Annotated in this window: 18 protein-coding genes; 9 read left to right on the forward strand and 9 right to left on the reverse strand. The window is 67.7% G+C overall.

Translation table 11 applies throughout. The features are described 5' to 3' along the window. The first annotated feature begins 10 nt into the window (after window positions 1–10). Together fapE and fapF are read left to right on the forward strand one after the other, a co-directional pair. Window positions 11–745 (forward strand): fibril amyloid subunit FapE, encoded by a 735-nt coding sequence (gene fapE / locus QSJ95_RS04140; protein WP_285640283.1) that lies wholly within the window; start codon window positions 11–13, stop codon window positions 743–745. A gap of 55 nt (window positions 746–800) precedes the next feature. Further along, window positions 801–2,060 carry a fibril amyloid transporter FapF gene (fapF, locus tag QSJ95_RS04145; RefSeq protein ID WP_285640285.1) on the forward strand — a complete coding sequence of 420 codons (1,260 nt, stop codon included), beginning with the start codon at window positions 801–803 and terminating at the stop codon, window positions 2,058–2,060. A 55-nt stretch (window positions 2,061–2,115) separates the two neighbouring features. On the opposite strand, the gene QSJ95_RS04150 is transcribed toward fapF, so the two are convergent. The 3 genes from QSJ95_RS04150 to QSJ95_RS04160 form a co-directional block, all read right to left on the reverse strand. After that, window positions 2,116–3,453, reverse strand: coding sequence for a sigma-54 dependent transcriptional regulator (locus QSJ95_RS04150; RefSeq protein WP_009621799.1), 1,338 nt, complete (start codon window positions 3,451–3,453; stop codon window positions 2,116–2,118). Between the two features lie 258 nt (window positions 3,454–3,711). Then, window positions 3,712–4,146 carry a carboxymuconolactone decarboxylase family protein gene (locus QSJ95_RS04155; RefSeq protein WP_269963215.1) on the reverse strand — a complete coding sequence of 145 codons (435 nt, stop codon included), beginning with the start codon at window positions 4,144–4,146 and terminating at the stop codon, window positions 3,712–3,714. 108 nt (window positions 4,147–4,254) lie between these two features. Further along, complete coding sequence (locus tag QSJ95_RS04160) at window positions 4,255–4,683, reverse strand: Lrp/AsnC family transcriptional regulator (protein ID WP_043316681.1); 429 nt, start codon at window positions 4,681–4,683, stop codon at window positions 4,255–4,257. A gap of 265 nt (window positions 4,684–4,948) precedes the next feature. Between QSJ95_RS04160 and QSJ95_RS04165 the strand changes: the two genes are divergently transcribed. Both QSJ95_RS04165 and QSJ95_RS04170 read left to right on the forward strand, forming a co-directional pair. Further along, entirely contained in the window at window positions 4,949–6,631 is a 1,683-nt protein-coding gene (locus QSJ95_RS04165) for a flavin monoamine oxidase family protein (protein WP_058070896.1), read from the forward strand. 16 nt (window positions 6,632–6,647) lie between these two features. Next, window positions 6,648–7,436 (forward strand): carbon-nitrogen hydrolase family protein, encoded by a 789-nt coding sequence (locus tag QSJ95_RS04170; protein WP_009621791.1) that lies wholly within the window; start codon window positions 6,648–6,650, stop codon window positions 7,434–7,436. A gap of 547 nt (window positions 7,437–7,983) precedes the next feature. Here the strand turns inward: QSJ95_RS04170 and fusA are convergent. After that, window positions 7,984–10,092 (reverse strand): elongation factor G, encoded by a 2,109-nt coding sequence (fusA, locus tag QSJ95_RS04175; RefSeq protein ID WP_043316676.1) that lies wholly within the window; start codon window positions 10,090–10,092, stop codon window positions 7,984–7,986. Between the two features lie 251 nt (window positions 10,093–10,343). Between fusA and QSJ95_RS04180 the strand changes: the two genes are divergently transcribed. The 3 genes from QSJ95_RS04180 to QSJ95_RS04190 all read left to right on the forward strand — a co-directional run bounded on the left by QSJ95_RS04180 (window position 10,344) and on the right by QSJ95_RS04190 (window position 14,355). After that, complete coding sequence (locus QSJ95_RS04180) at window positions 10,344–10,847, forward strand: sigma-70 family RNA polymerase sigma factor (RefSeq protein ID WP_058070898.1); 504 nt, start codon at window positions 10,344–10,346, stop codon at window positions 10,845–10,847. Beyond that, complete coding sequence (locus QSJ95_RS04185; protein WP_069864831.1) at window positions 10,847–11,821, forward strand: FecR domain-containing protein; 975 nt, start codon at window positions 10,847–10,849, stop codon at window positions 11,819–11,821. Before QSJ95_RS04180 ends, QSJ95_RS04185 begins: the two co-directional genes overlap by 1 nt. A gap of 125 nt (window positions 11,822–11,946) precedes the next feature. After that, complete coding sequence (locus tag QSJ95_RS04190; protein WP_285640296.1) at window positions 11,947–14,355, forward strand: TonB-dependent receptor; 2,409 nt, start codon at window positions 11,947–11,949, stop codon at window positions 14,353–14,355. A gap of 36 nt (window positions 14,356–14,391) precedes the next feature. On the opposite strand, the gene QSJ95_RS04195 is transcribed toward QSJ95_RS04190, so the two are convergent. Both QSJ95_RS04195 and QSJ95_RS04200 read right to left on the reverse strand, forming a co-directional pair. Next, the gene (locus QSJ95_RS04195; RefSeq protein WP_285640298.1) at window positions 14,392–15,882 is read right to left on the reverse strand and encodes an AbgT family transporter; all 1,491 of its coding nucleotides are present in this window, start codon (window positions 15,880–15,882) and stop codon (window positions 14,392–14,394) included. Window positions 15,883–16,011: 129 nt separating this feature from the next. Beyond that, a complete protein-coding gene (locus QSJ95_RS04200) occupies window positions 16,012–17,172 on the reverse strand; it encodes a M20 metallopeptidase family protein (protein ID WP_285640300.1) in 1,161 nt (386 codons plus the stop codon). Between the two features lie 135 nt (window positions 17,173–17,307). On the opposite strand from QSJ95_RS04200, the gene QSJ95_RS04205 reads away from it, so the two are divergent. Next, window positions 17,308–18,195, forward strand: coding sequence for a LysR family transcriptional regulator (locus tag QSJ95_RS04205; RefSeq protein WP_061561827.1), 888 nt, complete (start codon window positions 17,308–17,310; stop codon window positions 18,193–18,195). Between the two features lie 445 nt (window positions 18,196–18,640). Then, window positions 18,641–19,300 carry a DsbA family oxidoreductase gene (locus QSJ95_RS04210; RefSeq protein WP_043316663.1) on the forward strand — a complete coding sequence of 220 codons (660 nt, stop codon included), beginning with the start codon at window positions 18,641–18,643 and terminating at the stop codon, window positions 19,298–19,300. A 412-nt stretch (window positions 19,301–19,712) separates the two neighbouring features. Here the strand turns inward: QSJ95_RS04210 and QSJ95_RS04215 are convergent, their stop codons facing one another. From QSJ95_RS04215 to QSJ95_RS04225, 3 genes are all read right to left on the reverse strand, one after another. After that, on the reverse strand, window positions 19,713–20,048 hold the full coding sequence (locus QSJ95_RS04215; RefSeq protein ID WP_009620390.1) for a ribonuclease E inhibitor RraB: 336 nt from the start codon (window positions 20,046–20,048) through the stop codon (window positions 19,713–19,715). Between the two features lie 150 nt (window positions 20,049–20,198). Next, the gene (locus QSJ95_RS04220) at window positions 20,199–22,457 is read right to left on the reverse strand and encodes a xanthine dehydrogenase family protein molybdopterin-binding subunit (RefSeq protein WP_285640312.1); all 2,259 of its coding nucleotides are present in this window, start codon (window positions 22,455–22,457) and stop codon (window positions 20,199–20,201) included. Window positions 22,458–22,468: 11 nt separating this feature from the next. Then, the gene (locus QSJ95_RS04225) at window positions 22,469–22,927 is read right to left on the reverse strand and encodes a (2Fe-2S)-binding protein (protein WP_009620386.1); all 459 of its coding nucleotides are present in this window, start codon (window positions 22,925–22,927) and stop codon (window positions 22,469–22,471) included. Between the last annotated feature and the right edge of the window lie 446 nt (window positions 22,928–23,373).

Consider the following 23,373-nt stretch of genomic DNA (forward strand, 5'->3'; position numbering starts at 1 on the left):
GGAGCGAACGATGAGAACCATTCCGCTGCTGGCCACCGCCTGCCTGGTGGCCAGCCTGCCGATCCAGGCCTCCGAGATTTTCCGGCCGATCGAGCTGCACGACCAGGAGCTGGCCCAATTGCGCGGCCGCTACGTCATGCCCGGGCGCATCATCAGCTTCGGCATCGTCATGAGCAGTACCTGGAAGAACGCCGTGGGCGACAACATCGGCGCCAAGGTGAGCATGCAGATCCAGGAGTCCACCATCAAACCGCAGTTCTACGTCACCACCACCAAGGAAACCGGCAACGGCGGCACACCCTCGGCCGCGACCGGCAGCATCGTTGGTGGCGCAGGGCTCAACCAGACCCAGGGCGTCACCCAGAGCGCCCGCTCGGCGGGTGACTACAACACCGCCTACAACAACGTCGGCATCAACGTCAGCGAAGCCGACCAGGCGCCCGCCATAAGCAACCAGGGCACGCCCCTGAACGGCCCGATCAGCGCCAGCAACGGCGCCGGCACCGTCACCGTGTCCCCCGGCAGGGGGAACATCCAGTTGGCGATCAACGCCAACGGCCAAGGCTCGAGCCTCCAGCAACTGGGGGCCGGCGGCCTGGTGCAGGCCACCAACCTGCTGGGTAGCAGCAACCTGGTCAACAACCTGACCCAGTTGAACGTGGTCCTGCGTAACAACGCACCTTCCGTCGGAGCGCTGGATTGCAATCTCGACCAGCTCAAGGGCCTGCGATCCATGGGAATGTGATCTACGCTCAGTGGCGGAAGTAGTGCCCAAACGATAAAGATAGGGATAGCGCGCCATGCACCGATCGCTCACGCTTCGCACTGCAATCTGTGTATCCGCTTTGCTCCCCTCGGCCTTCGTCCATGCAGCGACGGAGGCCGAGGTGGAGGCTCTGAAACAGGAACTCATCGAGCTCAAGCAACGCTACGAGTCGCAACAGAAAGCGCTCATGGTGCTCGAGCAGCGGGTTCGCCAGGTAGAGGAACAGCCGGCGGCGACCCCGGCGCAGCCCAAACGCCTGGTCACTGCCACCAACAAGCCGACGCCACCGGGCACCGGGAGTTCCTACGGCGAATCGCTCAAGGACGACAGCAACAACCCGCCCAAGAGCGTGGAGAACCTCTACGACGAGGCCAGCGGCTTCTTCGGCAACGGCGCCTTCAGCTTCGAGACCGGCCTGACCTACACCCACTACGACACCAAGCAGCTGATCCTCAACGGCTTCCTGGCGCTGGACACCATCTTCCTGGGCAACATCGGCGTGGACAACATCAAGGCCGACAACTGGACCCTGGACCTGACCGGCCGCTACAACTGGAACAACCGTTGGCAGTTCGACATCAACGTGCCGGTGGTCTACCGCGAAAGCACCTACGCTTCGGCCGGCGCCGGCAACTCCACCGCGCAGTCCACCGACGAGAAGGTCACCCGCGACCCGACCCTGGGCGACGTCAACTTCGGCATCGCCTACAAGTTCATGGACGAGACCGAATCGCGCCCGGACGCAGTCGTCAGCCTGCGGGTGAAAGCCCCTACCGGCAAGGACCCGTACGGCATCAAGCTGGTCCGCGCGCCGGACAACGACAGCCTCAACGTGCCCGACGACCTGCCCACCGGCAACGGCGTCTGGTCCGTCACCCCGGGCATCTCGCTGGTCAAGACCGTGGACCCGGCGGTGCTGTTCGCCAGCCTGAGCTACACCCACAACTTCGAGCGCGACTTCAGCGACATCAGCCCGCAGCAGGGCACCAAGCTCGGCGGCAAGGTGGACCTGGGCGACTGGTTCCAGGTCGGCGCCGGTGTGGCCTTCGCCCTCAACGAGAAGACCAGTATGTCGTTCTCCTTCTCCGACCTGATCGCGCAGAAGAGCAAGCTCAAGCCCGACGGCGGCGACTGGCAGTCGATCACCGACAGCGACGCCAATGCCGCCTACTTCAACTGGGGCCTGACCTACGCCTGGAGCAACAACCTGACCATAGTGCCGAACCTGTCCATCGGCATCAGCCCCGATGCCCCGGACTTCAGCTTCAGCGTCAAATTCCCCTACTACTTCTGAACCCCCGCATACGACAACGGCCCCTTTCGGGGCCGTTGTCGTTTCTGCACCCTGCTCAGCGCAGCTGGTGCTTGTGCAGCAGGCGGTAGAAGGTCGGCCGCGAGATGCCCAGCATGCGCGCCGCCAGGCTCAGGTTGTCGCCATGACGGGCCAGGGCGTCGCACATGGCCTGGCGCTCGGCGCCCAGCTTGTACTCCTCCAGGGTCACCAGCGGCACCTTGCCGGAGCCGCCGCGCTGGCGCTCCAGGCCCAGGTCGCGGGCTTCGATCTGCCGTCCTTCGGCCAGCACCAGGCCACGGCGCACGCGGTTGGCCAGCTCGCGCACGTTGCCCGGCCAGGCGTGCTCGGCCATCGCCGCCAGGGCGTCGTCGCTGAAGCGCCGCGGGCGGCGGCCGGTCTCGACGCTATAAAGGTGGGCGAAGTGGTTGGCCAGCAGCGCCAGGTCGCCATTGCGCTCGCGCAGCGGCAGGGTCGACACCTGCAGCACGTTCAGGCGGTAGTACAAGTCCTCGCGGAAGCTGCCGGTGCGGATGGCGTTCTCCAGGTCCAGGTGGGTGGCCGCCAGCACCCGCACGTCCACGGCGATGGGCTGGCTGCCGCCGACGCGCTCGATCTGCTTCTCCTGGAGCACCCGCAGCAGGTTGGCCTGCAGTTCCAGGGGCAGGTCGCCGATCTCGTCGAGGAACAGGGTGCCGCCGTTGGCCTGCTCGAAGCGGCCGATCTTGCGCTGGTGCGCGCCGGTGAAGGCGCCCTTCTCGTGGCCGAACAGCTCGGACTGGATCAGGTGCTCGGGAATGGCCCCGCAGTTGATCGCGATGAACGGCCGGTTGGCCCGCCGCGACTGGCGGTGCAGGGTGCGCGCCACCAGCTCCTTGCCGGTGCCGCTCTCGCCGCGGATCAGCACCGGCGACTCGGTGGGCGCGAACTTCGCCAGCAGGCGGCGCAGCTCCTGCATCGAGCGGCTCTCGCCGAGCAGCTCGTGCTGGTGCTCCAGGCTGTGGTAGGTGCCGCCGCGCCCGCGCAGGCGCGCCATGCCGAAGGCGCGGCCGAGGGTGACCTGCACCCGCGCCACGTCGAACGGCAGGGTATGGAAATCGAAGAACCATTCGCAGACGAAATCGCCCACCTCCTGGATGGGCAACGCGTCCGGGCTGAGCACCGCGATCCACTCGGTGCCGCTGCGGGTGATGAGGTCCTTCACCGACTCCGGGCGCTCCAGGTGTTGCGGATGCAGACGCAGCAGGCCGACGTCGCAGTTGCGTTCGCTCGCGACGTCGAGTCCGCAACTGTCTACCTCCCACCCTGCTGCCCGGAGCCCGGGCAATAATCGCTGGCAGTCATCGCAGGGATCGACCACCAGCAGGCGACGCCGTTTCGACGCTACTTCGAGCATGCTCCCTTCCTTGGCGCCATTTTTTTGAAAAACTTTATAAAACAGAAACTTGGCGCTCCAAGTTGTAAAGCTAGCAATATCTTGACGCGTCCATTGACCGTTTTCCTATAAGGCCGATGCCAAAACGATCTCAGCAGCCCGTTCCGGCCTATTGACTTATGCCGAAAGCCTCTGGGAAAGCCCTCCTTCATGCCCTTTCCACTCACCTCGCGTCGGAAAATCGTCTTTTCCGGATGACGAGGGCCCGCAGCCGGCTGTTCAGGGCACCATGGCCATGCCGACGCCGAAGCGGTTCCATGCGTTGATGGTGGCGATGGCCAGGGTCAGATCGACGATCTCGGTGTCGTTGAAGTGTTCGCGCAGGGCGTCGAACTGCGCCTGCGGGGCGTGCTTCTCGGGCAGCAGGGTGAGGCTTTCCACCCAGGCCAGCACGGCTCGCTCGCGAGCGCTGAAGAAGTTGGTCTCGCGCCAGACGCTGAGGGTCTGCAGGCGCGCCTCGCTCTCGCCGGCCTTGCGCGCGTCGTCGGCGTGCATGTTCACGCAGTAGGCGCAGCCGTTGATCTGCGAGGCGCGCAGGCGGATAAGCTCCAGCAGGCCATGGTCCAGGCCGGACTTCGCCAGCGCCTGCTCCAGCCCAAGCATGGCCTTGTAGGCGCTGGGGGACTGCCCGGCCCATTCGATACGTGCACTCATGTCTCTCTCCAGTGGGGCCCGCCGGTTGCGGGAATGCAGCTACCTTAGCCTCCGTTGCGGAGCCGCCGAATAGCCAATGCCGGGCAATAGCGGGAGTCCATTGCGGCCCTAGCGGTCGATGCGGGTGGAGAGAATGATCGACGACATGGTGCGCTCCACCCCGTCCAGCGCGCCGATGCGGTCGAGCAAGGCATCCAGGTCGCGGATCGACAGGGCCTCGACGATGGCGATCATGTCGAACTGGCCGCTCACCGAGTGCAGCGTCTTCACCTCGGGGATCTTCTCCAGCGCCTGCACCACCTGATGCGACAACTTGGGCAGCGCCGTTACCAGCACATGGGCGCGCACCAGCGACTGCGCGTAGCTGTCGGCGACCTTGATCGAGTAGCCGCTGATGATGCCCTGCTGCTCCAGGCGCTCGATCCGGCTCTGCACCGTGGAGCGCGACACCCCGAGCTTGCGCGCCAGCTCGGAAACCGACTCGCGGGCATTGGCGCGCAGGAGGCTGAGCAGGGCCGCATCGGCGTTTCTCGTCATTTTGTCGAATCCATTGGTTGAATTGCCTGGAATAGCTCCGTCATTTTGCAGATTGGCGGATTCATTTCAACGACCGGCTTTGCCACCATGTGCACCAGCGCCGGCCCGCCAGGGCCGGCCGACAAGCCTGGCCAGGCTTGCCCTCTCCGCGTTCGCGCCATCCATCGGAAGGCCGGCTGCGGAGCGCGTGCGGCGGTGCAAGAGACACCTGCCTGGGCAATGCTGGAACAAGGGCCAGGCACGCCAGAATCCTTGGGAGAGATAAATGCACAACAACCGCCACCCCCATACCCCCGGCAAGCAACCGGTGACCATCTTCGGCCCGGACTTCCCCTTCGCCTTCGACGACTGGCTGGAACACCCGGCGGGCCTGGGCAGCATCCCGGCGCACAACCACGGCCAGGAAGTGGCCATCGTCGGTGCGGGCATCGCCGGGCTGGTGGCGGCCTACGAACTGATGAAGCTGGGCCTGAAACCGGTGGTCTACGAGGCCTCCAAGCTGGGCGGCCGGCTGCGTTCGGAGCCCTTTGAGGGCGCCGAGGGCGTCATCGCAGAACTCGGCGGCATGCGCTTCCCGGTTTCCAGCACGGCCTTCTACCACTACGTGGACAAGCTGGGTCTTGAGACCAAACCCTTCCCCAACCCGCTGACGCCGGCCTCCGGCAGCACCGTGGTGGACCTGGAAGGCACCAGCCACTACGCGGAGAAGATCGACGACCTGCCGCAGATCTTCCGCGAGGTCGCCCAGGCCTGGGCCGACGCCCTGGAGGACGGCGCGCGCTTCTCCGAGATTCAGGACGCCATCCGCGAACGCGACACCGTCAAGCTCAAGGCGCTGTGGGACGAACTGGTGCCGCTGTGGGACGACCGCACCTTCTATGACTTCGTCGCCACCTCCAAGGCTTTCTCGCGGCTGTCCTTCCATCACCGCGAAATCTTCGGCCAGGTCGGCTTCGGCACCGGCGGCTGGGACTCGGACTTCCCCAACTCCATGCTGGAGATCTTCCGCGTGGTGATGACCAACTGCGACGACCACCAGCACCTGGTGGTCGGTGGCGTCGAGCAGGTGCCGCGCGGCATCTGGAACCACGTGCCGGAGCGCTGCGCGCATTGGCCGGCCGGCACCTCCCTGGCCAAACTGCACAATGGCGCGCCGCGCCCGGGGGTGAAGAAGATCGCCCGCGCCGCCAGCGGCAACCTGGCGGTCACCGACTACTGGGGCGACACCCGCGAATACGCCGCGGTGCTGACCACCTGCCAGAGCTGGCTGCTGACCACCCAGATCGAATGCGAGGAAGCGCTGTTCTCGCAGAAAATGTGGATGGCCCTGGACCGCACCCGCTACATGCAGTCGTCGAAGACTTTCGTCATGGTCGACCGGCCGTTCTGGAAGGACAAGGACCCGCAGACCGGCCGCGACGTCATGAGCATGACCCTCACCGACCGCCTGACCCGCGGCACCTACCTGTTCGACAATGGCGACGACAAGCCCGGGGTGATCTGCCTGTCCTACTCCTGGATGAGCGACGCCATGAAGATGCTGCCGCACCCAGTGGAGAAGCGCGTGCAGCTTGCGCTGGATGCCTTGAAGAAGGTCTACCCGAAGGTGGACATCGCCAGCCACGTGATCGGCAACCCCATCACCGTGTCCTGGGAGGCCGACCCGCACTTCCTCGGCGCCTTCAAGGGCGCCCTGCCCGGCCACTACCGCTACAACCACCGTATGTACTCGCACTTCATGCAGGACGACCTGCCCGCCGAGCAGCGCGGCATCTTCATCGCCGGCGACGATGTATCCTGGACCCCGGCCTGGGTCGAAGGCGCGGTACAGACCTCGCTGAACGCTGTGTGGGGCATCCTGCACCACTTCGGCGGCGCCACCCACCCGGACAACCCCGGCCCCGGCGACCGCTATGCCGAACTGGGCCCCGTGGCCCTGCCCGACTGACCAAGGAGGAAGCGCCATGCGCCTCGCCCTCTACCAGTGCCCCCCGGGGCCCGACGACCTCGCCGGCAACCTGCGCCGGCTGCGCGAGGCCGCGCAACGCGCGGCCGCCCAGAGCGCGGACCTGCTGGTCTGCCCGGAAATGTACGCCAGCGGCTACAACATCGGCGCCGAACGCGTCGCCGCCCTGGCCGAAGCCGCCGACGGCGCCATCGCCGAGACGGTGGCGGGGATCGCCCGGGAGTTCGACGTCGGCATCCTCTACGGCTACCCGGAAAGCAACCCGGCCGGCGCGCCGTTCAACAGCGTGCAACTGATCGACCGCCACGGCGAGCGCCGCGCCAACTACCGCAAGACGCACCTGTACGGCGACCTCGACCGCGACCAGTTCAGCCCCTCGGACGAGCCGCCGGCGATCGTCGAGCTGGACGGCTGGAAACTCGGCCTGCTGATCTGCTTCGACGTCGAGTTCCCCGAGGCCGTGCGCACCCTGGCCCTGGCCGGCGCCGACCTGGTGCTGGTGCCGACGGCCAACATGCACCCCTACGAGTTCGTCTGCCAGGTGCTGGTGCCCACCCGCGCCTACGAGAACCAGGTGTTCCTCGCCTACGCCAACTTCCAGGGCAGCGAAGGCGAACTGGAATACTGCGGCCTGAGCTGCGTGGTGGCCCCGGACGGCCAGGTGATGGCCCGGGCGAAACAGGCCGGGGAACTGCTGATCGCCGATCTTGAGCCGGAACGCATCGCCATGGTCCGCGAGGGCTACAGCTACCTGCGGCTGCGCAGGCCGATGCTGTATCGGTCCTGATGGAGCGGCTGCAAGGTACAGGAGCGACCGTCTTGCGCCGAGGTGCTCTTCGTAGGATGGGTTGAGCTTGCGAAACCCATGCGGTTGCGCTGATGGGTATCGCTTCGCTCAACGCCATCCTACGAAAAGCCGTGCTTCCTGGAACCTAGGACCTTGTCCGCGATAGCCGGACGTTCCGGCGCGGATCGCGGATAAGATCCGCTCCTACGCCGCCCCACCCACACCACGCCCTGTAGGAGCGCGCCCTGCGCGCGAATCGCAGGCAGGGCCTGCTCCTACAGTCCCCCGGGAGGCACGGCTTCTCGTAGGAGCGCGCCCTGCGCGCGATTCGCAGGCAGGGCCTGCTCCTACAGTCCCCGGGAGGCACGGCTTCTCGTAGGAGCGCGCCCTGCGCGCGATTCGCAGGCAGGGCCTGCTCCTACAGTCCCCGGGAGGCACGGCTTCTCGTAGGAGCGAGCTTGCTCGCGAACCGCAGTCACCATGAGGCATCGCATCCCGCCCGAATGAAAAACGGCGCCCGCAGGCGCCGTTCTTCATCCCGCAAACCTCACCCGTTGTTCTTCTTCACGATGGCATCGGCGATATTCGCCGGCGCCTCGGCGTACTTGGTGAACTCCATCGAGTAGCTGGCGCGCCCCTGGGACATCGAGCGCACGTCGGTGGCGTAGCCGAACATCTCGCCCAGCGGCACCTCGGCGCGGATCACCTTGCCCGCCGGGGTGTCTTCCATGCCCTGGATCAGGCCGCGGCGGCGGTTCAGGTCGCCCATCACGTCGCCCATGTAGTCCTCGGGGGTCACCACCTCGACCTTCATCACCGGCTCCAGCAGCACCGCGCCGCCCTTCTGCGAGAGCTGCTTGGTGGCCATGGAGGCGGCGATCTTGAAGGCCATCTCGCTGGAGTCGACGTCGTGGTACGAGCCGTCGTACACCGTGGCCTTCAGGCCGATCAGCGGGTAGCCGGCGAGCACGCCGTTCTGCATCTGCTCCTCGATGCCCTTCTGGATCGCCGGGATGAACTCCCGCGGGATCACCCCGCCGACCACCTCGTTGTGGAACTCCAGGCCGTCCTTGCCCTCGTCGCCCGGCTCGAAGCGGATCCAGCAATGGCCGAACTGGCCGCGCCCGCCGGACTGGCGGACGAACTTGCCCTCGATCTCGCACTTCTTGCGGATCGCCTCGCGGTAGGCCACCTGCGGCTTGCCGATGTTGGCCTCGACGTTGAACTCGCGGCGCATGCGGTCGACGATGATGTCCAGGTGCAGCTCGCCCATGCCGGAAATGATGGTCTGCCCGGTCTCCTCGTCGGTCTTCACGCGGAACGAGGGGTCCTCCTGGGCCAGCTTGGACAGGGCGATGCCCATCTTCTCCTGGTCGGCCTTGGTCTTCGGCTCCACCGCCACCGAGATCACCGGGTCGGGGAAGTCCATGCGTTCGAGGATGATCGGCTTGTCGATGGCGCACAGGGTGTCGCCGGTGGTGACGTCCTTCATGCCGATCAGCGCGGCGATGTCGCCGGCGCGCACTTCCTTGATCTCTTCGCGCTGGTTGGCGTGCATCTGCACCATCCGCCCGACGCGCTCCTTCTTGCCCTTCACCGAGTTGAGCACCGCGTCGCCGCTGCTCAGCACGCCGGAGTACACGCGGGTGAAGGTCAGGGTGCCGACGAAGGGGTCGGTGGCGATCTTGAAGGCCAGCGAGGAGAACGGCTCGTTGTCGTCGGCGTGGCGCTCGTCGTGCTTCTCCTCGTCGTCCGGGTGGGTGCCCTTGATCGCCGGGATTTCCGAGGGCGCCGGCAGGTAGTCGATCACCGCGTCCAGCACCAGCGGCACGCCCTTGTTCTTGAACGAGGAACCCAGCACCGCCGGGACGATCTCGTTGGCCAGGGTGCGCTGGCGCAGGCCGGCCTTGATTTCCTCCAGGCTCAGCTCCTGGCCCTCGAGGTACTTGTTCATCAGCTCATCGTTGGCCTCGGCGGCGGCCTCGATCATGTGCGCGCGCCACTCCTCGGCCAGCGCCTGCAGCTCGGCGGGGATGGGTTCCTCGCGGTAGCTGGTGCCCTGGTCGTCGTCGTTCCAGTAGATGGCCTTCATCTTCACCAGGTCGATCTGTCCGTTGAAGTTCTCCTCCGCGCCTATGGCCAGCTGGATCGGCACCGGGTTGTGGCCCAGGCGCCGCTTGATCTGCTCGACCACGCGCAGGAAGTCGGCGCCCTGGCGGTCCATCTTGTTCACGTAGGCCAGGCGCGGCACGTGGTACTTGTTGGCCTGGCGCCACACCGTCTCGGACTGCGGCTCGACGCCGTCGGCGCCGCTGAACACCACCACGGCGCCGTCGAGCACGCGCAGCGAGCGCTCCACCTCGATGGTGAAGTCGACGTGGCCGGGGGTGTCGATGATGTTGAAGCGGTACTTGTGCGGGTACTGCTTGGTCGAGCCCTGCCAGAAGGCGGTGGTGGCCGCCGAGGTGATGGTGATGCCGCGCTCCTGCTCCTGCACCATCCAGTCCATGGTCGCCGCCCCGTCGTGCACCTCGCCCATCTTGTGGTTGACCCCGGTGTAGAACAGGATGCGCTCGGTGGTGGTGGTCTTGCCGGCGTCCACGTGCGCGACTATGCCGATGTTGCGATAAAGCTCGATGGGCGTGGTGCGAGCCATGATGTGCTCCGTTTCTGCTGGATGACTTGAGGTTTCGACCGCGAACGGCGAAGCCGTCCGCCGAAGAAGGCAAACCCTCGAATTATGCATTCGGGACAGGCTCAAGGTAGCGCGTCTGCGCGGCAATTCCAGTGCCGATGACGGCGCCCGGCACATGCGCCGACCGGCTGCGGCATCGCGGCATTGCGCCGCGCGGCGGAACCGACATAAAATGAGAGTCATTCGCAAATGATCATCTGGCGCACGACACCGTGGCATTCGCCGAACCCTCCGCCGACCAGCACCTGCACACCCTCTACGAACGCCACCACGGCTGGCTGCAGCAATGGCTGCGCGGCCGCCTGGGCAACGCCTGGGATGCCGCCGACCTGGCCCAGGACACCTTCCTGCGCCTGCTGCGCCGGCCGCTGAGCGACGTCGGCGATCGCCCGCGCGCCCTGCTCACCCACATCGCCAAGGGCCTGCTGGTGGACCGCTGGCGCCGCCAGGAGCTGGAGCGCGCTTACCTCGAAGCCCTGGCCGCGCTGCCCGAGGAACTGGCCCCCGGCCCGGAAGCCCGCGAACTGATCCTGGAAACCCTGGAACGCATCGACGCAGCGCTGGGCGAACTGCCCGCCCTCACCCGCGAAGCCTTCCTGCTCGCGCAGCTGGACGGCCTCACCTACCCGGCCATCGCCGAGCGCCTGGGCCTGTCCCTGGCGACCGTCAAGCGCTACATGCGCGCGGCCTTCATCGCCTGCCTGAGCCTGGCCTGATGCACGAGCAGACGCTGGACCCGCGCATTCTCGGCGAAGCCGCCGACTGGCTGGTGCGCCTGGGCGAACGCCCGGCCAGCGCCGCCGACCTGCGGGCCATCGAGCAATCCATCGAGCAATGGCGCGGACGCAGCGCGCAGCACGCCGAAGCCTGGCGCCGCGCCGAAAGCCTGCTCGGCGGCCTGCAGCAGCTGCCGCCGGGCATGGGCCGGCAGAGCCTGCAACGCCTGGGCGAGCGCGGCCTGAGCCGGCGGCAGATGCTCAACCGCCTGGGCCTGCTGCTGGCGGTGGCGCCCGCGGCCTGGCTGGGCGCGCGCCAGCTGCCCTGGGCCGAATGGAGCGCCGACCAGCGCACCGCCACCGGCGAGCGCAAGCGCGTGCAACTGCCCGACGGCAGCCTGCTGACGCTCAACACCGGCAGCGCCGTGGACATCCGCTTCAGCCCGCGGGAACGCCGCCTGCGCCTGCTCGACGGCGAAATCCTCGTCGCCACCCACGCCGACCCGGCGCCCGCGCCGCGGCCGTTCCTGGTGGAAAGCCGCCAGGGCCTGCTGCGCACCGCCGGCGCGCGCTTCGCCGTGCGCGACCTGGGCGAGACGTGCCGGGTGGCCGTGCTGGAAGGCAGCGTCGCCGTGGAACCCTTCGCCACCGCCGCGCGGCGCCAGGTCGAGGCCGGCCAGCAACTGCTGTTCAGCGCCGGCGCCCTGCAGGTCGTGCAGCCGGCGGACGCCAATGCCAGCAGCTGGGAAAACGGCATGCTGCTGGCCCAGGACATGCGCCTGGACGCCCTGCTGGCCGAACTGGGCCGCTACCGTAGCGGTGTGCTGCGCTGCGCGCCCCAGTTGGCCGGGCTGCGCGTCAGCGGCGCCATCCCCCTGAGCAACGACGACGCCGGCCTGCGCCTGCTGGCCGACATGCTGCCGCTGAAGATCAGCAGCCTGACGCGCTACTGGGTGACCCTGGAGCCCGCCTGAACCCCCGCCGCTACGCCGCCCCAACGCCCCCCGAAAAATTTTTCATCCACCATGACACCTTTTTCCTGCTCGTCCGGTGAAGGAGGAAACACCCCATTCACTCTTCGCGCCGACAGGACCACCGCATGACCACCCGCCTCCGCCTGAAGCCCCACACCCTCGCCCTGGCCATCGGCCTCGCCCTGCAGGGCGCCACCCTGCCCGCCCTGGCCGCGGAAACCGCCAGCGTGCAACGCCAGTACGACATCGCCCCGGGCCCGCTGGGCGAGGTGCTGGCCCGCTTCGCCGCCCAGGCCGGCGTGCCCCTGGCCTTCGAGGCCGCCACGCTGAACGCCCGTCACAGCGACGGCCTGAAAGGCAGCTACGACGCCGAGGACGGCCTGATGCGCCTGCTGGAAGGCAGCGGCTACCGCCTGGTGCGCAAGCCCAGCGGCTACGGCGTCGAGCCCATCGCCCGGGACGGCGAGGCCCTGGAGATGGGCGCCACCACCGTCAGCGCCGTGGCCCAGGCCCCCGGCGAACTGCCGCCGGCCTATGCCGGCGGCCAGGTGGCCCGCGGCGCCCGGCTGGGCATGTTGGGCAACCAGGACATGCAGGACGTGCCCTTCGCCTTCTCCAGCTACACCGCGCAGGCCATCAAGGACCAGCAGGCGCAGACCGTCGGCGACGTGCTGCTCAACGACGCCGCGGTGCGCCAGGGCAACGGCTACGGCAACTTCTCGCAGATCTTCGTCATCCGCGGCCTGCCGCTGAGCACCGACGACGTCTCGCTCAACGGCCTGTACGGCGTGACGCCGCGGCAGATCATCGGCACCGAGTCGCTGGAGCGCGTCGAGCTGTTCAAGGGCTCCAACGCCTTCATCAACGGCGTGACGCCCAGCGGCAGCGGCATCGGCGGCGCGGTGAACCTGCAGACCAAGCACGCCGAGGACGTCCCCACCCGCAGCCTGAGCCTGGACTACGGCAGCGACAGCCAGGTCGGCGAACACCTCGACCTGGGCCAGCGCTTCGGCGAAGACAACCGCTTCGGCGCGCGGCTCAACCTGGCCCAGCGCGAAGGCGACAGCGCCATCGACGACAACGCCCAGCGCTACAAGCTGGCCAGCGTCAACCTCGACTACCGCGGCGAACGCCTGCGCCTGAGCAGCGACTTCGGCTACCAGAAGCAGCGCATCAACCAGGGCCGCCCGGTGGTCTACGTCGGCAGCGGCGTCACCAGCATCCCCCACGCGCCCGACGCCGACAGCAACTACGGCCAGGCCTGGAGCTACTCGCAGCTGGAAGACACTTACGGCATGTTCCGCGGCGAGTACGACCTGAACGACAACTGGACCGCCTACCTCTCCGGCGGCGCCAAGCACACCCGCGAGAACGGCAGCTACTCCTCGCTGACCCTGAGCGACAACAACGGCGGCGCCGGCGGCGGCACCATGGACGCCACCCACGACGAAGACAACAAGAGCGCCATGGCCGGCCTCAACGGCCGCTTCCACACCGGAGCGGTGAGCCACCAGTTGAACCTCGGCCTGGCCGGCATCTGGGCCGAGCAGCGCAGCGCCTACCGCATGGCCCTGAGCAAGTACCCGGCCAACCTGTACCACCCCGTGCAGGTCGCCAAGCCGGCCACCACCTACTCCGGCGGCGACTACAACGACCCCGGCATCGTCGGCAAGACGCGCAACCGCAGCGCCGCCGCCTCCGACACCCTGGGCTTTCTCGACGACCGCGTGCTGCTGACCCTCGGCGTGCGCCGCCAGAGCATCGGCACCGACGGCTGGAGCTACGCCGGCGTGCGCAACGCCGACTACCGCGAGTCCATCACCACGCCGGTGTACGGCATCGTGGTCAAGCCCACCGACTACCTGTCGCTGTACGCCAACCGCATCGAAGGCCTGGCCGCCGGCCCCACCGCGCCCTCCACCGCGGTCAACGTCGGCGAGGTGTTCGCCCCGCAGCGCTCCAAGCAGATCGAAGTGGGCGCCAAGCTGGACTTCGGCAGCTACGGCGGCAACCTGGCGTTCTACCGCATCGAACAGCCCACCAGCGTCACCGACCCGGACACCAAGGTCTTCAGCGTCGACGGCGAGCAGCGCAACCGCGGCGTCGAGCTGAACCTGTTCGGCGAACCGCTGGACGGCCTGCGCCTGCTGGCCGGCGCCACCTGGATCGACACCGAGCTGCGCAACACCGCCGACGGCGCCAACGACGGCAACCGCGCCATCGGCGTGCCGCGCTTCCAGTACAACCTCGGCGCCGACTGGGACGTGCCCGGCCTCGACGGCCTGGCGCTCAACGGCCGCCTGCTGCGCACCGGCGGCCAGTACCTGGACCAGGCCAACGAGCTCAGCATCCCGGCCTGGACCCGCGTCGACCTGGGCGCCCGCTACCGCTTCAAGGTCGAGCAGCGCGAGGTGACCCTGCGCGCCAACCTGGAGAACGTCGCCAACGAGGACTACTGGGCCTCCACCATCGGCGGCTACCTGACCCAGGGCGAGCCGCGCACCCTGCGGGTGTCCGCCTCCGTCGACTTCTGAGGCCGCGGGCCGGGCGCGCGCTCGCCCGGCCCTCGCTCAGTCGAGGTACAGGCCCACACCGGGGGCTATCGGCAGCCCCAGCTCCATCCAGAGGATGAGGAACAGCGTCCAGCACAGCAGGAAGCCCAGGGCCACCGGAATGGTCATCGACGCCAGGGTGCCGATCCCGGCGTCCTTCTGGTAGCGCTGCAGGAAGGCCAGGCACAGGCTGAAGTAGGGGCTCATGGGCGTGACTATGTTGGTCGAGGAATCGGCGATGCGGTACGCCGCCTGCACGAAGGCCGGCTCGAAACCCACCAGCATCAGCATCGGCACGAAGATCGGGGCCATCAGCGACCACTGCGCCGAACCCGAGGTGATGAACAGGTTCATCAGCGTCACCAGGCCCAGGAACGCCAGCACCAGCGGGATGCCGCCGAAGCCGCTGCTGTCGAGCAGGTGCGAGCCGCCGACGGCGATCCATTCGCCCAGGTGCGTCCACTTGAACCAGGCGAGGAACTGCGAGATGGCGAAGAACAGCACCAGGGTCGGCGCCAGTTCCTCGATCGCCTCGGCCATGAAGCCGATGGCATCGCGGGCGTCGCCGATCTTCCCCACGCTGCGGCCGTAGACCCAGCCCAGGGCCAGGAAGAAGATCGCGAAAACGGCCACCGCGCTGGTGAGGAACGGCGAAGGCACCAGCCCGCCCTCGGGGTTGCGCAGCGGCGAGCCGGCCGGCAGCACCGCGGCGAGGACCAGGGCGGCCAGCACCAGCGCCGCCCAGCCGGCGCGCTTCAGCCCCTTGAGCTCCCGCGCGCTGATCGGCTGGATGTCGACCACCACGCTGCCGCGGTACGGGCCGGCCAGGGGCTCGACGATGCGCTCGATGATGAAGGCGCCGATCACCGACAGCAGCACGGCGGAACAGGCGACGAAATAGTAGTTGTCGATGGGCGAGACGTAGGCCGCGGGGTCTATGGTCTGCGCGGCGCTGGTGGTGATCCCGGAGAGGATCACGTCGGTCGGGGTGATCAGCAGGCTGGCATCGTAGCCCGCCCCCACCGCGACGAAGCCGGTCACCGCGCCGACCAGGGGGTTGCGCCCGGTGGCCTGGAAGATCATCGCCGACAGCGGGATGAGGATCACGAAGGCGGCGTCGGCGGCCACGTGGCTGCACATGCCGACGAGGAAGATGACGAAGGTGGTCAGGTAGCGCGGGGCCTTCATCACGCTCACCTGCATCAGCGCCCCGACCAGCCCGGTCTTGTCGGCCACGCCGATGGCCAGCAGGATGACCAGCACCGCGCCCAGCGGCGGGAAGCTGACGAAGTTCCTGACCACCGAGGTCAGTGCGAAGACCAGGCCCTCGCCGGAAACCAGGCTCCTGACCGTGACCAGGTCGCCGGTCTTGGGATGGACGCCGGACACCCCGGACGCCGCCAGCGCCCAGGACAGGAGCGCGACGCCCAGGCACAGCCAGGCGAACAGGACGACCGGGTGCGGGAGCTTGTTGCCCGCCCGTTCGATGGCGTTGAAGAAACGCTGCATGGTGAATTTTCCTTTGCCAGCCGCCGGCCGCTCGCGGCGCGGCGAAGCTGGCCTGCACGGGTTGCCGGATGGCCCGCCTCGGCGCCGCCGCAGGATGGCGGCGCGGCGCGGGCCTGTGAGTGCCTTCGCTCAGGTATTGGCCCCGAGGCGCCGCTCGGCGATGGCGACGAACATGCCCGCCGCGACGGGCAGGATTTCGTCGCGATAGTCGTAGTGCGGATGGTGAAGGTAGGCGCCGTCCTCGCCGTTGCCGACGAAGAAATAGCAACCCGGCACTTTCTCCAGGTAGAAAGCGAAATCTTCCGCCCCCATGGTGGGAAGCTGGTGCATGTAGCCCGCCTTGTCCGCGCCGAGGGCGTCGATGGCGGTTTCCACCACGAAGGCGGTTTCGGCGGCGTCGTTGACCAGCGCCGGGATGCGCATCGTCCGCACCAGCTCGGCGCTGGCGCCATGGGCCTGGCAGACCAGGGCGACGACGCGGCGCAGCGTCTCGTCGATCACCGCGGCGGCGGCCGGCGAGCCGTCGCGGGTGTTGATCATCAGCGTCGCCTGGCCGGGGATGACGTTCTGGCTGTTGCCGCCATGGAACTGCGTGACCGTCACCACCCCGGACTCCAGCGGCGACAGGCGGCGGCCGACCACGCCCTGCAGCGCCTGGACCACCGCCGCGCCGACGAAGATCGGGTCGATGGCCAGGTCCGGGCGCGAGGCATGGCCGCCCTTGCCGCTGATGGTGACCTCGTACAGCGAGCTGCCGCCCATGCTCGGCCCGGCCTTGGCGAACACCCGGCCCAGCGGATAGCCCGGGCGGTTGTGGTAGCCGAAGATGGCCTCGACGCCCTCCAGCGCGCCCTCCTCGATCATCCGTTCGGCGCCCAGGCCGCCTTCCTCCGCGGGCTGGAACAGCAGCTTGATGCGGCCGCAAAGGTGGTCGTGATGCCGGGCGAGCCGGCCGGCGGCCAGCAGCAGCGAGGCGGTGTGCCCGTCGTGGCCGCAGGCGTGCATCTTGCCCGGCGTGCGCGAGGCATAGGGCAGCTCGGTGTCCTCCAGGATCGGCAAGGCATCCATGTCGGCGCGCAGGCCGATGCAGGGGCCGGGGCGGCCGGTGTCGAGCAGCGCGACGACGCCGGTCCCGGCCACGCCGGTGCGCACCTCGTAGCCATGGCGGCGCAGGAAGGCGGCGACGAGGTCGGCGGTGGCGTGCTCTTCGTACTTGAGTTCGGGGTGGCTGTGCAGTTGCTGGCGGATGGCGGTGGCCTCGGCAATCGCCTCGCCGGTGAATACGGACATCGATGATCTCCCAGAGGGGGTTCGTTGTTGTTGTTCTGCCCGGTCTGTCGGCGAGGATTGTTAGCAGTCCGCGCGCGATGCCACAATTTCATTAATTCGCAGCCACCCTTGCCTTTTATGCAAAGCACAACCGCCATGCAGCATCTAGCCCTGCGTTACTTCCTGGAAGTGGCCCGCAGCGGCTCCATCACCGAGGCCTCGGCCCGATTGCACGTCTCCGGCTCGGCGATCAGCCGGCAGATCGCCCGCCTGGAGCAGGAGCTGGGCGTCGAGCTGTTCGAACGGCGGCCGCGCGGCATGCTGCTCAGCCCGGCCGGCGAACTGCTGGCGCAGCGCGCCCGGCGCATCGCCCTAGACACCGAAAGGGCCCTGGCGGACGTGCGCGAACTGCAGGGCCCGCACCGCGGCCTGGTGCGCCTGGCGGCCTACGAGGGCTTCGCCATCGACTGGCTGCCACGGATACTCGCGGACTACCGCCGCACCTACCCGGGCGTGCGCTTCCACGTCTGGGTGGGCAACTCGGCGGACATCTGCGCGCGCGTCGGCGACGGCAGCGCCGACATCGGCATCACCTACAGCTATTCCGCGCCGGCCGGGGTGAAGGTGGAACGCATCGTGCGCCGGCCGATGCACGTGCTGGTGCCGCGCGACCATCCGCTGGCCACGCGGGAACAGGTCACCCTGGCCGACCTGGCGTCCGAGCCCATGGCCCTGCCGGACCAGCAGCGCACGCAGCGCCAGTTGGTCGACACCGCGCTGGCCACCCAGGGGCTGTCCATGGAGCCGGTATTCACCACCAACTCCATGGCAAGCCTGAAGGCCTTCGCCCTGGCTGCCGGGACGCTGATGTTCATCAGTTCCCTGGGCAGCCGGGGCGGCAACCTGCCCGAAGGCGTGGTCGCGGTGCCGGTGGCGGACGACACCATGCAGGCCAGCGTGCTGCAGATCGTCACCCTGCAGGGGCGCCATCTGCCTGCCGCCATCGTCGAATTCCTGGGTTTCCTCGATCGGGCGATCGAGTGAGGGCGGGTTGCCGGGGCGTGGGCGGGGCAGCCAGCAAACCTCGAAAATAATTCCATTATTCTCAGTAGGTTGCCTGTTATTTCTAATGTCGAATATACGATTTCCGCTAGGAATAACCTACGCAGTCGCAGGATAAGTTATTGAATATCAATAGCTTATGATTGATATAGAGAAACAACCTCACGCCCAGTCACTTCCTCCGCATCCCGCTATCGCGCCGGAGTCCAGGCAGGGCAAGGCCTGTAGCCTGTACCTGGGCAGCTGGAAGCACGCCTGAGTTAAAGTCATTTCTAGAATATAAATATTCCTTATATATCAAATAGATAAAAATAAAACCTAAAGTCATAAGGAAGAATCAGCTACGCCACGCCCCGCCGGCACTGGATCACCCGGGGCAAAAAGGTCCATGCTTGAACACCGAAACCCCAAGGCGGAGATCGCCCGTATGCGCGAAGCCATCACCCTCGATTTCGTCTCAGACGTGGTCTGCCCCTGGTGCGCCATCGGCCTTTGCGGATTGCTCGAAGCCATCCAGCGCGTCGACGGCGAGATCGACGTCGAGCTGCGGATCAAGCCCTTCGAACTCAATGCCGACATGCCCGCCGAAGGCGAGGACCTGGTCGAGCACCTGCAGCGCAAGTACGGCAGCAGTGCCGAAGACATCGCCAGCAACCACAAGCGCATCCGCGACTTCGGCGAGGAAGTCGGCTTCCACTTCGACCTGCACAAGCGCCAGCGCATCTACAACACCTTCGACGCCCACCGCCTGCTGCACTGGGCCGCCGAACAGGGCCGCGACCTGGCGCTGAAGCAGGCACTGCTGCACGCCTACTTCGGCGAAGGGCGCAACATCAGCGACAGCGAGGAACTGCTGGACCTGGCCACCAGCGTCGGCCTGGACCCAGTGCGCACCCGCGAGATCCTCGACAGCGACGCCTATGCCAGCGAAGTGATCGAGGAAGAGGAATTCTTCACCAGCCACGGCATCCGCGCCGTGCCGGCGGTGATCATCAACGGCCGCCAGCTGATCTCCGGCGCGCAATCGGCCGACTACTACGAAAAGGCCCTGCGCCAGGTGGCCGAGAAATCCGAGCCGGTGCCGTAAGCCGGCTACGCCAAGACGCTCTTCGTAGGAGCGGACCTTGTCCGCGATGACCGGACGTCCCGGCGCGATTCGCGGATGAGATCCGCTACGCCACCCCACCCACGCCATTCCCATGTAGGAGCGCGCCCTGCGCGCGAATCGCGGGCAGGGCCCGCTCCTACAGTTCGCCATCAGGTATGGCGTTTCCCCGTAGGAGCGGACCTTGTCCGCGATGACCGGACATCCCGGCGCGATTCGCGGATAAGATCCGCTCCTACGCCGCCCCACCCGCGCCATTCCCATTGTAGGAGCGCGCCCTGCGCGCGAATCGCGGGCAGGGCCCGCTCCTACAGGTAATGCCCAATCGCGGATATGAACCCGCGCCCACAAAAAAGCCGGGGACCTGCCCCGGCTTTTTCCACCACATCCCGCCTCAGAGCGCCGACCAGCCGTCGGTCTTGCCGCCCAGCGGTTCGGAATGCTCGGCCAGCAGTTCCTCGTAGCCGCTGATGCTCTCGTGGGTCGGCTCCATCACCGGGTAGGCCAGGACCTGCCAGGGGTTGGCCGGGTCGCCGTCGTATTCGGAATAGGCCACCTTCTGGCCGTTCTGCAGCAGGAGGATGGCGAAATCCAGCGCCGCCTGCTCTTCCGGGAAGATCACGGCGAATTCCACCTCACGCTCGAACGAAAGGTCCTCGCCATCTTCCTGCAGGGCCCACAGGGCGTCACCGATCTCGTCGTCGGGGAAGAGTTGCTTGTCGCGGGTCATGTCACAGCTCCAGTAGAAAGGGGCATCCGGGCGGACGCCTGCCGACAAGGATACCTGCCTTGGCGCGGCCGCGCCGGAAATATCGGGTGCCGGCCGCGGAAAAGGCAACGGCCCGCTGCACGAGGCAACGGGCCGCCCTCACCACCGGCCTCAGGCCTGCAGCTGGTTGCCGATCGGCAGGTTGCGGATGCGCTTGCCGGTGGCCGCCGCCAGGGCGTTGGCCAGGGCCGGCGCCGCCGGCGGCACGCCGGGCTCGCCGACGCCGGTGGGCGCCTCGCTGGACGGCACTATGTGCACCTCCACCGCAGGCATCTCGTTGATCCGCAGCACCTGGAAGTCGTGGAAGTTGGACTGCTCGACCACGCCCTCCTTGAGGGTGATGGCGCTGTGCAGGGCCATGGCCAGGCCGTAGCCGATGCCGCCTTCCATCTGCGCGCGGATCACGTCCGGGTTGATCGCCAGGCCGCAGTCCACGGCGCAGACCACGCGGTCGATGCGGAAGCTCTTGTCGGCCTTCACCGTGACTTCCACCACCTGCGCCACGAAGCTGCCGAAGGACTCGTGCACGGCGATCCCGCGGCCGCGCTTCTCGCCTTCCCCGCCGGCCTTCAGCGGCTGCTTCCAGCCGGCCTTGTCGGCCACCAGGTCGAGCACGCCCAGGTGCCGCGGGTGTTTTTCCAGCAGGGCGCGGCGGAATTCGTAGGGGTCCTTGCCGGTGGCCACCGCGGCTTCGTCGATCAGCGTTTCGGTGGAATAGGCCGTGTGGGTGTGGCCCACCGAGCGCCACCACTGCGTCGGCACCTTGACCTCCGGCACCAGGGTCTGCTCCACGCGCAGGTTGGGCACCGCATAGGGCAGGTCCGCCGCGCCCTCCACCGCCACCTTGTCGATGCCGTCCTTGACCATCGCCTTCTCGAAGGGCGTGCCGACGATGAACGACTGGCCGACCAGATGCTGCTGCCAGCCCACCAGGTTGCCCTGCCCGTCCAGCGCCAGGCGCGCGCTGTGCAGGAAGGCCGGCCGGTAGTAGCCGCCACGAGTGTCGTCCTCGCGGGTCCAGACCATCTTCACCGGGCCCTTGTGGCCGTGCTCGCGGGCCGCCTTGGCGATGGAGACGGCCTCCAGCACGTAGTCCGAGTGCGGGTTGGCGCGGCGGCCGAAGCTGCCGCCGGCGTACAGCTGGGTGATCGAGACCTTCTCCGGGGCGATGCCCAGCAACTGCCCGACCGCCATCTGGTCGCCGGTCTGCCACTGCTCGCCGTTCCAGATCTCGCAGGCGCCGTCGGAGAGCCTGACCACGCAGTTCAGCGGCTCCATGGAGGCATGGGCCAGGAATGGGAACTGGTACTGCGCCTCGATCAGCTTGGCCGGCTTGTCCAGCGCCTTGGCGATGTCGCCCTCGTTGCGCGCCACCACGCCGGGCTTGGCCGCCAGTTCCTGGTACCTGGCGAAGATTTCAGCGCTGCCCATGCGGAAGGCGTTGCTCTCGTCCCACTCCACCTGCAAAGCGTCGCGCCCCTGGCGCGCGGCCCAGGTGTTCTTCGCCAGCACGGCGACGCCGGCGAAGCGCGAGTCGCTGCCCGGGAACTGCACCACCGCCACCACGCCGGGCACGGCCTTGGCCTTGCTGTCGTCGACCTTCGCCGGCACCCCGCCGAAGCGCGGCGGGTGCGCCACCACGGCCACCAGCATGTCCGGCAGGTGCACGTCCTGGGTGAAGCGCGCCTGGCCGTCGGTCTTGTCCTGGCTGTCCTTGCGCGGCAGCTTCACCTGGCCGATCAGCTTGAAGTCTTTCGGTTCCTTGAGCTTCACCTCCGCCGGCACCGGCTGCCTGGCTGCCGCCTCGGCCAGTTGGCCGAACCCGGCCTTGTGCCCGGAAGCCTTGTGCTCGACCACGCCGTCGTGCACCTCGATCTGCTCGGCCGGCACCTTCCACTGCTGCGCCGCCGCGGCCACCAGCATGGCCCGGGCCGTGGCCCCGGCCTTGCGCATCTGCTCGAAGGAGTTGGCCATGGCGCTGCTGCCGCCGGTGCCCTGCAGGGTGCCGAAGGCCAGGTTGGCGTAGCGCTTGGCATCGGCCGGGGCGCCTTCGACGCGGACCTTGCTCCAGTCGGCGTCCAGTTCCTCGGCCAGCAGGGTGGCCAGGCCGGTGTAGCTGCCCTGCCCCATTTCCACGTGCTTGGCGATCACCGTCACCGTGCCGTCGGGGGCGATGCGTACGAAGGCGTTGGGCTCGAAGGCCTTGGCCGCGGCGGCCTGCGGATCGCCGAAGCGGCCCAGCAGCGGCGCGAAGTAGATGCCCAGGGCCAGGCCGCCGGCGCCGCGCAGGAAATGCCGGCGGCTGACGTTGAGGATGCCGTTGCCGGCGTCTTCCGGCTCGACGCCGGCCCGTTGCTGCAGGTCTGCCATGTCGCGCCTCCTCAGGCCAGGTTCTGCGCGGCTTCGTGGATGGCCGCGCGGATGCGTACGTAGGTGGCGCAGCGGCAGATGTTGCCGCTCATGGCCGCGTCTATGTCGGCGTCGCTGGGGCTCTTGTTGCCGGCCAGCAGCGCCGTGGCCGACATGATCTGGCCGGACTGGCAGTAGCCGCACTGCACCACGTCCAGCTTGCGCCAGGCCTCCTGCACCGCCTTGCCGGCGGCCTGCTCGGCCACCGACTCGATGGTGGTGACCTGCTTGCCGGCCACCGCCGCCAGGGGCGTCACGCAGGAGCGCGTGGGCTGGCCGTCGACGTGCACGGTGCAGGCCCCGCACAGGGCCATGCCGCAGCCATACTTGGTGCCGGTGAGCAAGGCGACGTCGCGCAGCGCCCAGAGCAGGGGCATTTCCCCGGGCGCGTCGAATTCGTGGTCCTTGCCGTTGAGTTTCAGCTTGATCATCAGGCGCTCACCTCTTTGTTCGGGTGATGTGGAAGTCCGGAGCCAAGGCCGCTCCGTGGGGAATGGATTCAGCCTAGGCGCTTCCCTGGCCGAATGCCGCGACGATACGGGAAAACCCCGCCCAGTGGCTTGCCCGGTCCTGCGCAGGCTTGCCCGATCCTGCGGTGGATGCTGCCCACCCACGCCATTCCTTGCAGGAGCGGCCCTTGTCCGCGATAGCCGGACATCCCGGCGCGATTCGCGGATGAGATCCTACGGGTTGCCTCGCGCCATGTCCCTTGTAGGAGCGCGCCCTGCGCGCGGAATCGCGGGCAGGGCCCGCTCCTATGTATGGACTCACCCCCACCGTCAACCCGCTTTTGAACATGAAAACCCGACTGCATCTATGTATTAGGCCTGTTCGAGGAAGCCACGTCGGGCTTCTGGCCAACATTGGGTAAGCCCGC

The organism is Pseudomonas sp. NBRC 100443, assembly GCF_030268185.1.
Lineage (GTDB): Bacteria > Pseudomonadota > Gammaproteobacteria > Pseudomonadales > Pseudomonadaceae > Pseudomonas > Pseudomonas citronellolis.

Bases quoted from the DNA above. Each gene is read 5' to 3' on its own strand.
- fapE (WP_285640283.1), top strand. From the start codon at position 11: ATGAGAACCATTCCGCTGCTGGCCACCGCCTGCCTGGTGGCCAGCCTG.
- fapF (WP_285640285.1), top strand. From the start codon at position 801: ATGCACCGATCGCTCACGCTTCGCACTGCAATCTGTGTATCCGCTTTG.
- QSJ95_RS04150 (WP_009621799.1), bottom strand. From the start codon at position 3,453: ATGCTCGAAGTAGCGTCGAAACGGCGTCGCCTGCTGGTGGTCGATCCC.
- QSJ95_RS04155 (WP_269963215.1), bottom strand. From the start codon at position 4,146: ATGAGTGCACGTATCGAATGGGCCGGGCAGTCCCCCAGCGCCTACAAG.
- QSJ95_RS04160 (WP_043316681.1), bottom strand. From the start codon at position 4,683: ATGACGAGAAACGCCGATGCGGCCCTGCTCAGCCTCCTGCGCGCCAAT.
- QSJ95_RS04165 (WP_058070896.1), top strand. From the start codon at position 4,949: ATGCACAACAACCGCCACCCCCATACCCCCGGCAAGCAACCGGTGACC.
- QSJ95_RS04170 (WP_009621791.1), top strand. From the start codon at position 6,648: ATGCGCCTCGCCCTCTACCAGTGCCCCCCGGGGCCCGACGACCTCGCC.
- fusA (WP_043316676.1), bottom strand. From the start codon at position 10,092: ATGGCTCGCACCACGCCCATCGAGCTTTATCGCAACATCGGCATAGTC.
- QSJ95_RS04185 (WP_069864831.1), top strand. From the start codon at position 10,847: ATGCACGAGCAGACGCTGGACCCGCGCATTCTCGGCGAAGCCGCCGAC.
- QSJ95_RS04190 (WP_285640296.1), top strand. From the start codon at position 11,947: ATGACCACCCGCCTCCGCCTGAAGCCCCACACCCTCGCCCTGGCCATC.
- QSJ95_RS04195 (WP_285640298.1), bottom strand. From the start codon at position 15,882: ATGCAGCGTTTCTTCAACGCCATCGAACGGGCGGGCAACAAGCTCCCG.
- QSJ95_RS04200 (WP_285640300.1), bottom strand. From the start codon at position 17,172: ATGTCCGTATTCACCGGCGAGGCGATTGCCGAGGCCACCGCCATCCGC.
- QSJ95_RS04205 (WP_061561827.1), top strand. From the start codon at position 17,308: ATGCAGCATCTAGCCCTGCGTTACTTCCTGGAAGTGGCCCGCAGCGGC.
- QSJ95_RS04210 (WP_043316663.1), top strand. From the start codon at position 18,641: ATGCGCGAAGCCATCACCCTCGATTTCGTCTCAGACGTGGTCTGCCCC.
- QSJ95_RS04215 (WP_009620390.1), bottom strand. From the start codon at position 20,048: ATGACCCGCGACAAGCAACTCTTCCCCGACGACGAGATCGGTGACGCC.
- QSJ95_RS04220 (WP_285640312.1), bottom strand. From the start codon at position 22,457: ATGGCAGACCTGCAGCAACGGGCCGGCGTCGAGCCGGAAGACGCCGGC.
- QSJ95_RS04225 (WP_009620386.1), bottom strand. From the start codon at position 22,927: ATGATCAAGCTGAAACTCAACGGCAAGGACCACGAATTCGACGCGCCC.